This is a genomic window from Paraburkholderia sp. 31.1, assembly GCF_014397645.1.
Classification (GTDB): domain Bacteria; phylum Pseudomonadota; class Gammaproteobacteria; order Burkholderiales; family Burkholderiaceae; genus Paraburkholderia; species Paraburkholderia tuberum.
On sequence record NZ_VZQN01000001.1, the window covers coordinates 128,790 to 142,528 of the forward strand.

Consider the following 13,739-nt stretch of genomic DNA (forward strand, 5'->3'; position numbering starts at 1 on the left):
CATAAAAAAAGCCGCCTTCGCGCGTGGCGTTGGCGGCTTTTGCTGCAAACCGGCGCGAGGGCCGGTTCACGCCCGAAACGATTAACGCTTCGAGAACTGCTTGCGGCGACGTGCTTTGTGGAAGCCGACCTTCTTACGTTCGACTTCACGAGCGTCACGCGTGACGAAGCCAGCCTTCGACAGTTCCGGCTTCAGCGTTGCGTCATAGTCCATCAGCGCGCGGGTGATGCCGTGGCGAACCGCACCTGCTTGACCCGTTTCACCGCCGCCGGTCACGTTGACCTTGATGTCGAACGTGACACCGTGGTTCGTGAGCTCCAGCGGTTGACGCACGATCATCAGCGACGTTTCGCGCGAGAAGTAGTCGGCGATGGGCTTGCCGTTCACAACGATGTCGCCCTTGCCTGCCTTGATGAACACGCGAGCGACGGCGCTCTTGCGGCGGCCCGTGCCGTAATTCCAGTTACCGATCATGTGGGCTCCCCTTAGATCTCGAGCGCCTTCGGCTGTTGTGCCGAATGCGGATGCGTTGCGTCAGCGTAGACCTTCAGCTTCTTGATCATCGCGTAGCCGAGCGGACCCTTCGGCAGCATGCCCTTGACCGCTTTCTCGAGCGCACGGCCCGGGAAGCGTTCCTGCATCTTGCCGAACGTCGTTTCATAGATACCGCCCGGGTAGCCCGAGTGACGGTAGTACTTCTTGTCGGTAACCTTGTTGCCCGTGACCTTCAGCTTGCCGGCGTTGATGACGATGATGAAATCACCAGTGTCGACGTGGGGAGTGAATTCAGGCTTGTGCTTGCCGCGAAGACGGTGTGCCACTTCGCTGGCGACACGCCCGAGAACCTTATCCGTCGCGTCAATCACGTACCATTCGCGCGTCACCTCATGGGCTTTTGCGGAAAACGTCTTCATGATCGATCCAAAAAAATTGCTGCGCCCAATGTGTTCTTTCCTGCTTGTAGTGTGCGCATCGAGGCGCGTGCAGGCTCTCCCTGGTTCTTCTTCCGCGGGCGCGGATGCGGAAAAGCCCTGAATTATAAAGGAATTTGTGCTGGCAAGTCAAAACGTGCGATGCGCTCGCCGCGAGCGGCCAGGAAACGGGGCGAAACGCCTGACAACCGGGGCCGAAAAAAAACCCGAACGAGCGGTTCGGGTTTAATCCACCAAAGGAGGAGGTGGAGGAGACAGCGGAGGTTGCAGAACTGCTGCAACGATGGAGTAAATTATAAGAGTCACCCTTGTGCAACGCAAGAAGATTTGCATTGTGAAATTGGTTTTCATAATGTGACAGATTCGATGCAGGGAGGACATTTGACGAAACTCCTTTTGGATCAAGCACTAAAGGCCAAAAAATTCGAATCGCATCAGACATGCCCTAGAGTAAGGACCCTAAACTGCCCGAGGAATTCTGGAACCGACCGCCTATTCCGCACCGCAACAAGAAAGCAATCGCCGTGCATGGACGCGGGATGCGCTCAGCGTGCGCCAATCGTCAGACACCGGGCTACAATGCCGTCTCGACAAAGCAATGCGCGGTGGGAGTGACAGCATGGAATGCAAAGTAAGCTGGATGGGACAAGACGGGATGGCGTTCGCGGCCGAGACGGGCAGCGGTCATCTGGTCGCGATGGACGGCGCACCCGAGGGTGGCGGACGCAACCTCGCGCCGCGCCCGATGGAAATGGTGCTGCTCGGCACCGGCGGCTGCACCGCCTACGACGTCGTGATGATCCTGAAGAAGAGCCGCCAGGAGATCGCCGGCTGCTCGGTGACGCTGAAGGCCGAGCGCGCGAGCGAAGATCCGAAGGTGTTCACGAAGATCCACTTCCACTTCACGGTGACGGGCAAGAATCTGAACCCGGCGACCGTCGAGCGCGCGATCAACCTCTCGCACGACAAATACTGCTCGGCGTCGATCATGATCGCGAAGACCGCCGAACTCACGCATTCGTTCGACATCGTCGCGCTCTGAGCGCGAAAGCGATGGCGGCCACGGCCGCCACCCCGCCCCAAATGAAAAAGCCGGCGTCCCAACGGACGCCGGCTTTTCTTATTCAGCGGCAAAGCAGGCCGATAAGCCGGATTCTGTGCACGCGCCGCGCCCGAAGACTCGACCCGCGTGGCAGCCATTCCTCTAGGCGCGCCATTACTGACGCGCTCAAGCTTCCTACCCGCAGACGAGACGGGGGCCCCGTCCTGCATCGCGAAGATGCGCGCCTGCCTACTTGGAATTGCTCCGGGTGGAGGTTACCGTGCCGGTCTGCCTTGCGACAGCCGCGGTGCGCTCTTACCGCACCGTTTCACCCTTACCTGATCCCGGCTTGCGCCGGGCCATCGGCGGTTTGCTTTCTGTTGCCCTGTTCCGCGTGTCGCCACGGATGGCCGTTAGCCATCACCCTGCCCTGTGGAGTCCGGACTTTCCTCGCCCTCGTTGGCCGAAGCCGTCGAGGCCGCGACTGCCTGGCCTGCTTTGCTGGCGCGAATTTTAACACCGAACTTGGAAGCGCCTAGCGCTTGCGCCGCCCCGTGCGGAACACGGACGTGTCGTCGTAGAACGCCGGCGATTCGTTCTCGGGCCACCAGCCCGGAATGCCGAGCACCGGCAGCGGCGCGAAAATGCGGCTCGTCAAAGCGTCGGGGCCGAGCAGCGCCGCGCTGACGGCTTCATCGAGCCATGCGTCCCGCGTCGGGGTGTCCCATTCGAAATACTCTGCCGGAACGTCGACGATCCATGCATGGCCGGTGCAGCCCTTGAACGGCGCGATCAGCTTTTCGAGCAGCGCATGGCCGAAGCACCGCACTTCGCAGCGCCGCCCCCACGCATCGCGCCACGCGACAAACAGCGTCTGCCACTCGAAGCCGCGTAGCGCGGCGTTCAGCGAAGAATCGGCGCAAGCGAACAGCAGCGCGTTTTCGTCGAAGAGGGTCAGCATGTCGCGCACACCGCCACGCGTCGGGCCGACGCCGAGCACGTCGAGTTCCGCCGACTGGCGCGCGTTCAGCGCCGCCTTGATGCGCGGAAACGCGAACCACATCGAACCGTTGAAGAAGTCGTGCAGATTGTGGCGCGTCGGCACGCAACCGGTCGACGCTATATGCCCCTCGTACGCGGCACCCGGTGGCAGGTCGTCCTGCGCGATGAACGCAAGCGGCTGGCCACGGCCGGTGGTCTGTTGCATCTGGGCGGCGTCGGCGTTCATCGCGGCGAGAAGGTCCGCGTAGCCGGTCAGCGCGGCTTGCTGCCAACGCTGACCGCGTGTGGCGAATTGCGCGAACCACGGCTTCGACCAGTCGATTGCGGCGAAGCACGGTGGCAGAGGCTCGGGTGCCATGCCGCGCGCAGCTTTGGTCGCCGCGGCTTCATGCGCTACCGCGGAGCCCGCTTTCGCCGCCTTATCAATATTGGCAGCTCGCTGCCCCGCCTCACGCTCCCGCATCTACCGCAGCCTCAAACGAGACGCCAGCCAATCGACTCCCCGCCTCGCAGCGGCACGACCGGCGTATCGCCGGCCGGCAGCTCGGCCGGCAGCGTCCATTCCTCGCGACGCAGCGTGACCTTCTCCGTATTGCGCGGCAGACGGTAGAAGTCCGGACCATGGAAGCTCGCGAAGCCTTCGAGCTTGTCGAGCGCGCCGGCCTTGTCGAATGCTTCGGTATAGAGCTCGAGCGCGTGCAGCGCGGTGTAGCAGCCTGCGCAACCGCACGCGTGTTCCTTCAGCCCCTTCGGATGCGGCGCGCTGTCGGTGCCGAGGAAGAAGCGCGGATCGCCCGAGCTCGCCGCCTCGACCAGCGCGACGCGATGCGTCTCGCGTTTGAGCACCGGCAGGCAGTAGTAATGCGGACGGATGCCGCCCTGGAAAATCGCGTTGCGGTTGTACAGCAGATGGTGCGCGGTGATCGTAGCACCAAGCAGTTGCGGCGCGACGCCCGCTTCGCAGACGTAGTCGGCCGCGTCCTTCGTCGTGATGTGCTCGAACACGACTTTCAGCGCCGGAAATGCGCGGCGCAGCGGCATCATCACGCGATCGATGAAGACCTTTTCGCGATCGAACAGATCGATGTCCGAATCGGTCACCTCGCCATGCACGAGCAGCGGCATGCCGACTTCCTGCATCACTTCCAGCGTCTTCGCGCACTTCATCAGATCGGTGACGCCCGCGTCGGAGTTCGTCGTCGCGCCCGCCGGGTACAGCTTCACGCCGTGCACGAAGCCGCTCTCGCGCGCGCGGCGGATCTCGTCGGGCGGCGTGTTGTCGGTCAGGTACAGCGTCATCAGCGGCTCGAATTTCGCGCCCTCGGGAATCGCGGCGATGACGCGCTCGCGATATGCCTCCGCCATCGCGGTCGTCGTGACCGGCGGCTTCAGGTTCGGCATGATGATCGCGCGACCGAACTGGCGCGCGGTGTCAGGCAGCACGGCCGCGAGCATCGCGCCGTCGCGCACGTGCAGATGCCAGTCGTCCGGGCGGACCAGTGTGACGGAATCGGGGGAAACGTTGGAAGCAGTCATGGCAGGAATACGAGACTTCGCGCGCCTCGCTGATCGACCGGTCAAACCGCGTTGTAGCGGCCCAAACACATGTCAATTTTGCTATTTGGCGTCTCCGGCTCGGTGATATGCTTGGGAAATCATCATTGTAACGGCTCACTCCGTTCACAGGCTCACCTGCAACATGTGCCAACTTCTCGGAATGAACTGCGCCGCGCCGACGGACGTCACGTTTTCCTTTACCGGCTTTGCGGCGCGTGGCGGCGTCACCGATCACCACGCCGACGGCTGGGGCATCGCTTTCTTTGAAGACAAGGCGTGCCGCTTGTTCATCGATCATCAATCGTCGGCCACGTCGCCGATCGCCGAGATGGTCAAGCGCTACCCGATCAAATCGAAAAACACGATCGCGCACATCCGCAAGGCGACGCAAGGGCACATCCTGCTCGAAAACTGCCACCCGTTCATGCGCGAACTGTGGGGGCGTCACTGGATCTTCGCGCATAACGGCGATCTGCAGGCTTACGCGCCGGAACTGAACGGCGTGTATCAGCCGGTCGGCACGACCGACAGCGAACTCTCGTTCTGCGCGCTGCTGGAAGGTTTGCGTAAGGCTTTTCCGGGCGCGCAGCAGCCGCCGCTTCACGAGCTGTTCGCCGCGCTCGAGACGCTCACGCGTGAAATCACGCAGTACGGCGTGTTCAATTTCCTGATGTCTAACGGCCAGGCCCTGTTCGCGCATTGCTCGACGCATCTGCATTACGTCGTGCGTCGCTGGCCGTTTTCGACCGCGCATCTGGTCGACGCGGACGTGTCGATCGATTTCGCCAAATACACGACACCCGAAGACCGCGTCGCAGTCATCGCGACCAAGCCGCTGACCGACAACGAAGTGTGGACCGCGTTCAAGCCCGGCGATCTGCTGATGTTCCAGCATGGCGACGTGATCGGCCGCGCCAATATCCCGGTGCCGGAGTCGGTGCTCGAAAAGCTGCGCAATCCGGCGCTCGACGCATCGGCGTCGGCCACGACGATCGCGGCGTCGAACGGCGCGCACGCGGTGGGCACGAGCGCAACCACGCTTTCACCCGACAGCGAAACCGATCTCGAAGCCGCCGATGACACGGCAGCGTTCGAGTCGTAAGCCGCCGCGTCACCTTACGCCTGCGAAACAAAAAGCCGCTCCACGGAGCGGCTTTTTTTCGTCCCGCGCGAGCCCCGAAACGAGGCCTGCGCACCCACCCTCAGTGCAGAATCTTCGCGAGAAAATCCTTCGCGCGATCCGACTTCGGATTCGCGAAGAAGTCTTCCTTGCGGTCGTCTTCGACGATCAAACCCTTGTCCATGAAAATCACGCGATGCGCGACCTTCTTCGCGAAGCCCATTTCGTGCGTCACGCACATCATGGTCATGCCTTCCTGCGCGAGTTCGACCATCACGTCGAGCACTTCGTTGATCATCTCCGGATCGAGCGCCGAGGTCGGCTCGTCGAACAGCATCGCGATCGGGTCCATGGAGAGCGCACGCGCAATCGCCACGCGCTGCTGCTGACCACCGGACAGCTGCCCCGGATACTTGTCCGCATGTGCGCGCAGACCGACGCGATCGAGCAGCTTCAGGGCCTTCGCGGTCGCCTCGTCGTTCGAGCGGCCGAGCACCTTGACCTGCGCGAGCGTCAGGTTCTGCACGATCGACAGATGCGGAAACAGTTCGAAGTGCTGGAACACCATGCCGACCTTCGAGCGCAGCTTCGACAGATTGGTTTTCTTGTCGGTCAGCGACTGGCCGTTGATGACGATCTCGCCCTTCTGGAACGGCTCGAGTCCGTTGACGGTCTTGATCAGCGTGGACTTGCCCGAACCGGACGGCCCGCACACCACGACCACTTCGCCCTTTTTGACTTCCGTCGTGCAGTCGGTCAGCACCTGGAAATGGCCGTACCACTTCGAAACATTCTTGATAGAGATCATCTTGCGACCTTTTTCTGAAGACCTTTGACGAGGCTCGACGCGATCACGCAGATCACGAAATAACACGCGCCCGCGAACAGTACCATCTCGACGTTCGTGCCGTCACGATCGCCAATATTCGTAGCCGTGCGGAAGAAGTCGGCGAGGCTGATCACGTAGACGAGCGACGTATCCTGAAACAGCACGATACCCTGCGTGAGCAGCAGCGGCACCATTGCGCGGAACGCCTGCGGCAGCACGATCAGGCGCATCGCCTGCCCATAGGTCATGCCGAGCGCGAACGACGCGTTGACCTGACCACGCGGCACCGCCTGAATGCCGGCGCGGATGATCTCCGAATAATACGCGGCCTCGAACAGCGAGAACGCGACCATCGCCGAGGCGAGCCGGATGTCGATGTCGGCCGACAGACCGAGCACGCTTTGCAGCACCTGCGGCACGATCAGGAAGAACCACAGCAGCACCATCACGAGCGGGATCGAACGGAAGAGCGTCACGTAAGCCTGTGCGAACCATCCGAGCGGCTTGATCGGCGACAGTCGAAACATCGCGAGAATGGTGCCCCAGATGATGCCGAATACGATCGCGATCAGCGTGATCTTGAACGTGATGATCGCGCCGGTCCATAGCGTAGGCAGCGCGCCCGGAATACCGCTCCAGTCGAAATGATGCATCACTTTCCTCCGATATAGCCGGGCAGCCGGGCCTTCACTTCGACCCAGCGCATCAGTTGCATCACGATCAGATTGATCAGCATGTATGCGACCGTGACCGCGATGAACGACTCGTACGTTTGCGACGTGTAGTCGACGAGCTGGCGCGCCTGCGCGGACAGATCGAGCAGACCGATCGTCGAGGCAACCGCGGAGTTCTTGAAGATGTTCAGAAACTCGGAGGTGAGCGGCGGCACGATGATGCGGTACGCGACCGGCAGCAGCACATAGCGATACGTCTGCCACTGCGTGAAGCCCACCGCGAGACCGGCCGCGCGCTGGCCGCGCGGCAACGCGTTGATGCCCGAGCGCACCTGCTCGCACACGCGCGCGGCGGTGAAGAGGCCCAGACACACGATCGACGATGAGAAGAACTGCGCGCCCGGCGGCAATTGCTTGAACCAGTTGCCGATCGACACGGGCAGCAGCTCCGGTATCACCAGATACCAGATGAAGAACTGCACGATCAGCGGAATGTTACGGAAAATCGCAACGTAGACGGTGCCGACGCCCGACGCCCATTTGTTGGGCACCGTGCGCAGCACACCGAAGAGCGAGCCGACGATCAGCGCGATCACCCATGCCGACAGCGACACGGTGACCGTCACCCACAGCCCCGAGAGCAGCCAGCCCAGGTAGGTGGTCGGCTCGCCCGTGGAGACGGGACTCAGCAGAATGCCCCAGTTCCAGTGATATGACATGACCAAGACTCCGGCAAAAAGAAACGGAAGAAGCGCGCGGCCCCTTCCGTTCCTTTCAGCGTTTTGAAAGTGTCGAAAAAGCAGCTAGTTTAGTCGATTGCCTTGTCGTTCGGATTCTTGAACAGCGCACGCATATCGTCGCTCATCGGGAAGTTCAGGTTCAGGCCCTTCGGCGGGATCGGCGATTCGAACCAGCGCTTGTAGATCTGTTCGCCTTCGCCCGACGTTTGCACCTTCGCGATGGCGTCGTCGGCGACCTTCTTGAAGTCGGGGTCGTTCTTGCGCAGCATGCAGCCGTACGCCTCCCGCGATTGCGGCGTGCCGACGATCACGAAATCGCCCGGGTTGCTCGACTTCGCGCGCTCGCCGGCGAGCAGCGCGTCGTCCATCATGAACGCGGCGGCACGGCCCGTCGACAGCGTCAGGAACGATTCGCCGTGATCCTTCGCGCTGATGATGTTCATGCCCATGTTCTTGTCCTGGTTCATCTTGCGAAGCAGGCGCTCGGACGTGGTGCCGGCGGTCGTGACGACCGTCTTGCCCTTCAGGTCCGGGAAGTCCTTGATGCCGGAATCTTTCTTGGTCATCAGGCGCGTGCCGATCACGAAGATCGTGTTCGTGAAGGCGGCCTGTTGCTGACGCTCGAGGTTATTCGTGGTGGAGCCGCACTCGATGTCGACCGTGCCGTTCTGCACGAGCGGAATGCGGTTCTGCGACGTGACCGGCACGAGCTTCACCTTCAGGTTCGGCATGTTCAGCTTCTGCTTGACGGCCTCGACGATCTTCATCGCGTAATCCTGCGAGTAGCCGATCACGTTCTGCTTTTCGTCGTAATAGGAGAACGGGATCGACGATTCGCGATGGCCCAGCGAAATGACGCCCGTATCCTTGATCTTTTTCAGCGTGCCCGAGTCTTGCGCATGCGCGCCAACCGTAAACAGTCCGAGAGTCGCGAGCAGCAGCGCAGCTTTTTTAATCTTCATCCTGATCTCCTTGGCAAGAACCGGCGCCAGTGTAACAAAGTAATTTTTCTGAAAGTATCGCTATTAACCATTCTGTTGCGCGCACGCCGCGATGGGCTCGCGGCGCCGTGGCACGGCCGTTTCGTGCATATGAGAAGGCGGGCGGCATCGATAGGATGCCGCCCGCCGGTCAAACACGCCGTCTTGTGGACCGCGTTGATGCACGAAGTTTCGGCGGTGTGCGCCTCCCGGCCCGGATACCGGGCCGCGTCACCGCCGTTTCAAACAAGATAGGACACGGTCAATCAGGGATACAAGCCGCGCATCTCGCGCGCCTGCAAAATCCGCTTACACGCGACGATGAACGCAGCCGTGCGCACCGACACGTTCTGCTCGCTCGACACCTGCCACACCGCCGCGAACGCTTCGCGCATCACGCGCTCGAGGCGCTCGTTGATCTCGTCCTCGGTCCAGAAGAAGCTCGAGAAGTCCTGGACCCATTCGAAATATGACACTGTCACACCGCCAGCATTCGCGACCACGTCCGGAATCACGAGGATGCCGCGATCGTGCAGGATGTCGTCCGCCGCCGTGGTGGTCGGGCCGTTCGCGCCCTCGACGATGATCCTGGTGTTGATCTTGCCGGCGTTTTTTTCGGTGATCTGATTTTCCAGCGCCGCCGGAATCAGGATGTCCGACTCGACGGTCCAGAACTCATCACCGGTGATCGCATCGGCTTCGGGGAAACCGCCGACGCCGCCCGTCTTCGCGACGTAGTCGAGCAGCGCGACCGCGTCGATGCCGGTGGACTTGTACACCGAGCCGGTGTGGTCCTGCACCGCGACGACCTTCGCGCCCGCCTCCTGGAATAGACGCGCGGCGATGCCGCCGACGTTGCCGAAGCCCTGCACCGCGATACGCGCGCCTTCGATGTCGAAGCCGATGCGGCGAGCCGCTTCGCAGCCCACCACGAACACGCCGCGGCCGGTCGCCTCGCGACGGCCGAGCGAGCCGCCGAGCGTGATCGGCTTGCCAGTCACGACGCCGGTGGCCGTCTGGCCCTGATTCATCGAGTACGTGTCCATCATCCACGCCATGATCTGCTCGTTCGTGTTCACGTCCGGCGCGGGGATGTCGGTATTCGGTCCGATGATGATGCCGATCTCGCTCGTATAGCGGCGCGTCACGCGCTCGAGCTCGCCACGCGACAGCGTGCGCGGATCGACGCGGATGCCGCCCTTCGCGCCGCCGTACGGCACGTTCACCGCCGCGTTCTTCACCGACATCCACGCGGACAGCGCCATCACTTCGGATAGCGTAACGTCCTGGTGATAACGCACGCCGCCCTTGCCCGGACCGCGCGACACGTTGTGTTGCACGCGATAACCCTCGAAGTGCGCGACCGTGCCGTTGTCGAGTTCGATGGGCACGTCGACGACGAGAATGCGCTTCGGGCGTTTCAGGGTTTCGAGCCAGCGGGACAGCGAACCGAGATACGGCGCGACGCGGTCGACCTGGCGCAGATAGTTGCCCCAAGGGCCGAGGTCTTCCTTATTGAGGTAGGAGGGAACGGCTTGCAACGTTGAGGCGGCTTGTACCGATTCTGCGGCTTGTTGCTGGGATGACATGAACGCTCCGGCGTTTGATCGAGTACGGGCATTGTGGAAAAACGCCGTATCGAAATCCAATGCCGTTTCCTTATCCCGTTATGTTTTTCTTGCATAACGTTCGCAAAGCCGCAAATTCGCGTCGTCGCGACGCGGGTTCGAGTTTGAGTTTTATGCCGCGGCTCAGGCGGCGCTCTGCCGGAGTTCCTCCGACACCACGTCCCACAACTGGCGCACGAGAATCTGGCGCGCGTCGTCGCTTTTCGCGGCGAGCTTGTCGCGATACAGGCGAATCTCCATGCTGAGCGTCAGTTGCCCTTCGGGCGTGCCGCGCGTCGCGCGATCGAGGCGGATCAGCCGGCCTTCGGCCACCGCATCTTCGACCGCGCTATGCGGCAGAAACGCGATGCCGTGACCAGCGAGCGCCATCGCCTTGAGCCCCTCGGCCATGTCGGTTTCGTAGAGCCGGTCGAGGTACAGGCGCTCCGGCGCGTTCGCGAGAATCACCTCGGTCATGCGCCCGAGGTACGCGTTCGGCGTGTACGACAGATACGGCGCGGGCGCATCGGCCGAGCCTGGCAGCGTGTGACGCGGCCGCCCCGCGCGGGCCGGCGCCGAGAACGGGCTGATCGGCTCGTGGCCGAGCGTCAGCATGTCGTAGCGCGCCGGATCGAGCGCGACCGGATGGCTCGGATGGTGGTAGCCCATCATCAGATCGCAGCCGCCTTCCACCAGCGAGAGCGCCGCGTCGTGCACGTTCAGCGCGCGCAGCCGCGTGTGGATCGGGCCCATCTGCGCCTCGATGCGCTGCAGCCAGCGCGGGAAGTAAGTGAGCGACAGCGTGTGGGGGACCGCGAATTCGATCGTCGCCTGGGGCGTCGCCGTGTGGCCGCGCAGCAGCGCGCGCGCCTCGTGGAATTGCGACAGCATCGCGAGCGCCTGCTCGTTGAACACCTGTCCGGCCGCCGTGAGCCGCGTCGGATAAACAGAACGGTCGATCAGTTCCGTGCCGAGCCACGCCTCGAGCGCCTGGATGCGGCGCGAGAAAGCCGGCTGCGTGACGTGGCGCAACTCGGCCGAGCGGCTGAAGCTACGCGTTTCCGCGAGCGAAATGAAGTCTTCGAGCCATTTCAGTTCCATGCGATTGCGCTTGCCGTCGAGAGGGAAGAAGTCTGCATTCTAGCGGCGCGGATTGCGACCGACGCATCCGGGCGGGCCCATCGCGTCACAGTGGTAAAATCCACGGTTCCCTCCGTTCCCGACCCGCTCGCTGAGCGCTCAACCGCTTCAACCCGGTCCTCATCATGTCCGACACCCGCCCCGACACCCTGTTCGCGCTGAACGCGCTTTCCCCGCTCGACGGCCGCTACGCCGCCAAAACCGAGGCCCTGCGCGACTGGCTCTCGGAAGCCGCCTTCATGCGCAATCGCGTGACGGTCGAAATCCACTGGCTGATCGCGCTGTCGCGCGCCGGCTTCGCTGAAGTGCCGCGCTTCTCCGAGGCGTCCGAGCAATTCCTGCTGCAACTGGCCGAGCGCTTCACCGCGCACGACGCCGCGCGCATCAAGGAAATCGAGCGCGTGACGAACCACGACGTGAAGGCCGTCGAATACTGGCTGAAGGAATCGGTGAAGGGCCATGAAGAACTGGAGCGCGCGAGCGAGTTCATCCACTTCGCGTGCACGTCGGAAGACATCAACAACACGTCGCACGGCCTGATGCTCGCCGGCGCGCGCGAACACGTGATCCTGCCGGCGCTGCGCTCGGTGCATCAACGCCTCGTTGCGCTCGCGCACGCGCACGCCGCCCAGCCGATGCTGTCGCGCACGCACGGCCAGCCGGCCAGCCCGACCACGCTCGGCAAGGAAATCGCCAACGTCGCCGCGCGGCTCGCGCGTGCGATCGAGCGGATCGCGAAGGTCGAACTGCTCGGCAAGATGAACGGCGCGGTCGGCAACTTCAACGCGCACCTGTCCGCGTATCCGGAGTTCGACTGGGAAGCATTCTCGAAGGACGTCGTCGAGAACCGTCTGAAGCTCGCGTTCAATCCGTACACGATCCAGATCGAGCCGCACGACTACATGGCCGAGCTGTTCGACGCGATCTCGCGCGCGAACACGATCCTGCTGGATCTGGACCGCGACGTGTGGGGCTACATCTCGCTCGGCTACTTCAAGCAGCGCACGAAGGCCGGCGAAATCGGTTCGTCGACGATGCCGCACAAGGTCAACCCGATCGACTTCGAAAACTCGGAAGGCAACCTCGGCCTCGCGAACGCCACGTTGCGTCACCTCGCCGACAAGCTGCCGGTGTCGCGCTGGCAGCGCGACCTGACCGACTCGACGGTGCTGCGCAACATCGGCGTCGCGTTCGGCTACTCGCTGCTCGCGTACGACTCGCTGATCCGCGGCCTCGACAAGCTCGAAGTGAATGCGCAGCGTCTGAACGAAGACCTCGACAACTGCTGGGAAGTGCTCGCCGAGCCGGTGCAGACCGTGATGCGCCGTTACGGCATCGAGAACCCGTACGAGCAGCTGAAGGAACTCACGCGCGGCAAGGGCATCACGCGCGAGGCGCTGCAGAGCTTCATTGGCGGCCTGGCGATTGCGCAGGACGCGAAGGACCGCCTGCTCGCGATGACGCCCGGCTCGTACATCGGCCGGGCCGTCGAACTGGCGAAGCGGATCGGCTGATCGGCTGGCCCAGCTTCTTCAATGCATAAAAAAGCCGCTCCGGGGAGCGGCTTTTTTTTCGTCCCGCGTTCGAAGCTGGAACGCGAAGCAATCAACGACTCAGCGCGCTTCGACCTGCCTGAGCACCTCGTCGACGATCTGTTCCGGCGTCAGATCGATGCTGACCGTGATCGCTTCGTCGTCACCGGGCTCCTCGAGCGTATCGAGCTGGCTTTGCAGCAGCGACGGATCGAAGAAATGCCCGGTGCGATCCCCGAGACGCTCCGCGAGCACCTCGCGCGAACCCTTCAGGTAGACGAAGCACACGTCCTTGTCGCCGGCACGCAGAATGTCGCGATACGAGCGCTTCAGCGACGAACACGTGAACACCGCCGTCTCGCCCGCTTTCTGCTTTTCCTCGATCGCCGCGCGGATCGTCTTCAGCCACGGCCAGCGGTCTTCGTCGGTGAGCGGAATGCCGTGGTGCATCTTCTCCTTGTTCGCCGCGCTATGGAACGCGTCGCCGTCGGTGAACGCGCAATGCAGGCGCTCGGCCAGCATTTCGCCAATCCTCGTCTTGCCGGCGCCCGACACGCCCATTGCGATCAGAATCATTTGAAACT

The 13,739-nt window shown here is 62.7% G+C and carries 14 protein-coding genes and 1 other RNA gene; 3 read left to right on the top strand and 12 right to left on the bottom strand.

Going from position 1 to position 13,739, the window contains the following annotated elements:
• Window positions 1–81 precede the first annotated feature (81 nt).
• Window positions 82–474, bottom strand: coding sequence for a 30S ribosomal protein S9 (rpsI, locus tag F6X37_RS00605; RefSeq protein ID WP_011489810.1), 393 nt, complete (start codon window positions 472–474; stop codon window positions 82–84).
• An 11-nt stretch (window positions 475–485) separates the two neighbouring features.
• Window positions 486–914, bottom strand: coding sequence for a 50S ribosomal protein L13 (gene rplM, locus F6X37_RS00610; RefSeq protein ID WP_013090508.1), 429 nt, complete (start codon window positions 912–914; stop codon window positions 486–488).
• A 637-nt stretch (window positions 915–1,551) separates the two neighbouring features.
• Here rplM and F6X37_RS00615 point away from each other — a divergent pair.
• On the top strand, window positions 1,552–1,974 hold the full coding sequence (locus tag F6X37_RS00615) for an OsmC family protein (protein WP_026226035.1): 423 nt from the start codon (window positions 1,552–1,554) through the stop codon (window positions 1,972–1,974).
• An 86-nt stretch (window positions 1,975–2,060) separates the two neighbouring features.
• Here the strand turns inward: F6X37_RS00615 and rnpB are convergent.
• The 3 genes from rnpB to pyrC all read right to left on the bottom strand — a co-directional run bounded on the left by rnpB (window position 2,061) and on the right by pyrC (window position 4,512).
• An RNA gene (rnpB, locus tag F6X37_RS00620) (RNase P RNA component class A) lies at window positions 2,061–2,474 on the bottom strand.
• A 35-nt stretch (window positions 2,475–2,509) separates the two neighbouring features.
• Window positions 2,510–3,439: a DUF3025 domain-containing protein gene (locus tag F6X37_RS00625; protein ID WP_187609964.1), complete on the bottom strand. Its 930-nt coding sequence runs from the start codon at window positions 3,437–3,439 to the stop codon at window positions 2,510–2,512.
• An 11-nt stretch (window positions 3,440–3,450) separates the two neighbouring features.
• Window positions 3,451–4,512: a dihydroorotase gene (gene pyrC / locus F6X37_RS00630; protein WP_187609965.1), complete on the bottom strand. Its 1,062-nt coding sequence runs from the start codon at window positions 4,510–4,512 to the stop codon at window positions 3,451–3,453.
• Window positions 4,513–4,675: 163 nt separating this feature from the next.
• Between pyrC and F6X37_RS00635 the strand changes: the two genes are divergently transcribed.
• Window positions 4,676–5,635, top strand: a complete 960-nt coding sequence (locus F6X37_RS00635; protein ID WP_187609966.1) for a class II glutamine amidotransferase — start codon at window positions 4,676–4,678, stop codon at window positions 5,633–5,635.
• Between the two features lie 100 nt (window positions 5,636–5,735).
• On the opposite strand, the gene F6X37_RS00640 is transcribed toward F6X37_RS00635, so the two are convergent.
• From F6X37_RS00640 to F6X37_RS00665, 6 genes are all read right to left on the bottom strand, one after another.
• The gene (locus F6X37_RS00640; RefSeq protein ID WP_090801826.1) at window positions 5,736–6,461 is read right to left on the bottom strand and encodes an amino acid ABC transporter ATP-binding protein; all 726 of its coding nucleotides are present in this window, start codon (window positions 6,459–6,461) and stop codon (window positions 5,736–5,738) included.
• On the bottom strand, window positions 6,458–7,135 hold the full coding sequence (gltK, locus tag F6X37_RS00645) for a glutamate/aspartate ABC transporter permease GltK (protein ID WP_018421788.1): 678 nt from the start codon (window positions 7,133–7,135) through the stop codon (window positions 6,458–6,460). Before gltK ends, F6X37_RS00640 begins: the two co-directional genes overlap by 4 nt.
• Window positions 7,135–7,875 (bottom strand): amino acid ABC transporter permease, encoded by a 741-nt coding sequence (locus F6X37_RS00650; RefSeq protein WP_090801827.1) that lies wholly within the window; start codon window positions 7,873–7,875, stop codon window positions 7,135–7,137. Before F6X37_RS00650 ends, gltK begins: the two co-directional genes overlap by 1 nt.
• A gap of 89 nt (window positions 7,876–7,964) precedes the next feature.
• Window positions 7,965–8,858: a glutamate/aspartate ABC transporter substrate-binding protein gene (locus tag F6X37_RS00655; protein WP_090801828.1), complete on the bottom strand. Its 894-nt coding sequence runs from the start codon at window positions 8,856–8,858 to the stop codon at window positions 7,965–7,967.
• Window positions 8,859–9,142: 284 nt separating this feature from the next.
• Window positions 9,143–10,465, bottom strand: a complete 1,323-nt coding sequence (locus F6X37_RS00660; protein WP_187609967.1) for a Glu/Leu/Phe/Val family dehydrogenase — start codon at window positions 10,463–10,465, stop codon at window positions 9,143–9,145.
• 162 nt (window positions 10,466–10,627) lie between these two features.
• Window positions 10,628–11,584, bottom strand: a complete 957-nt coding sequence (locus tag F6X37_RS00665) for a LysR family transcriptional regulator (protein WP_018421792.1) — start codon at window positions 11,582–11,584, stop codon at window positions 10,628–10,630.
• Window positions 11,585–11,748: 164 nt separating this feature from the next.
• On the opposite strand from F6X37_RS00665, the gene purB reads away from it, so the two are divergent.
• A complete protein-coding gene (gene purB, locus F6X37_RS00670) occupies window positions 11,749–13,137 on the top strand; it encodes an adenylosuccinate lyase (RefSeq protein ID WP_187609968.1) in 1,389 nt (462 codons plus the stop codon).
• A 99-nt stretch (window positions 13,138–13,236) separates the two neighbouring features.
• Here purB and F6X37_RS00675 read toward each other — a convergent pair whose 3' ends face one another.
• A complete protein-coding gene (locus tag F6X37_RS00675; protein ID WP_090801834.1) occupies window positions 13,237–13,731 on the bottom strand; it encodes a gluconokinase in 495 nt (164 codons plus the stop codon).
• Between the last annotated feature and the right edge of the window lie 8 nt (window positions 13,732–13,739).

Coding starts and splice junctions, on each gene's coding strand:
- F6X37_RS00665 (WP_018421792.1), bottom strand. CDS start 11,584: ATGGAACTGAAATGGCTCGAAGACTTCATTTCGCTCGCGGAAACGCGT.
- F6X37_RS00615 (WP_026226035.1), top strand. CDS start 1,552: ATGGAATGCAAAGTAAGCTGGATGGGACAAGACGGGATGGCGTTCGCG.
- F6X37_RS00655 (WP_090801828.1), bottom strand. CDS start 8,858: ATGAAGATTAAAAAAGCTGCGCTGCTGCTCGCGACTCTCGGACTGTTT.
- F6X37_RS00660 (WP_187609967.1), bottom strand. CDS start 10,465: ATGTCATCCCAGCAACAAGCCGCAGAATCGGTACAAGCCGCCTCAACG.
- gltK (WP_018421788.1), bottom strand. CDS start 7,135: ATGCATCATTTCGACTGGAGCGGTATTCCGGGCGCGCTGCCTACGCTA.
- pyrC (WP_187609965.1), bottom strand. CDS start 4,512: ATGACTGCTTCCAACGTTTCCCCCGATTCCGTCACACTGGTCCGCCCG.
- F6X37_RS00675 (WP_090801834.1), bottom strand. CDS start 13,731: ATGATTCTGATCGCAATGGGCGTGTCGGGCGCCGGCAAGACGAGGATT.
- rplM (WP_013090508.1), bottom strand. CDS start 914: ATGAAGACGTTTTCCGCAAAAGCCCATGAGGTGACGCGCGAATGGTAC.
- F6X37_RS00625 (WP_187609964.1), bottom strand. CDS start 3,439: ATGCGGGAGCGTGAGGCGGGGCAGCGAGCTGCCAATATTGATAAGGCG.
- F6X37_RS00640 (WP_090801826.1), bottom strand. CDS start 6,461: ATGATCTCTATCAAGAATGTTTCGAAGTGGTACGGCCATTTCCAGGTG.
- F6X37_RS00635 (WP_187609966.1), top strand. CDS start 4,676: ATGTGCCAACTTCTCGGAATGAACTGCGCCGCGCCGACGGACGTCACG.
- purB (WP_187609968.1), top strand. CDS start 11,749: ATGTCCGACACCCGCCCCGACACCCTGTTCGCGCTGAACGCGCTTTCC.
- rpsI (WP_011489810.1), bottom strand. CDS start 474: ATGATCGGTAACTGGAATTACGGCACGGGCCGCCGCAAGAGCGCCGTC.
- F6X37_RS00650 (WP_090801827.1), bottom strand. CDS start 7,875: ATGTCATATCACTGGAACTGGGGCATTCTGCTGAGTCCCGTCTCCACG.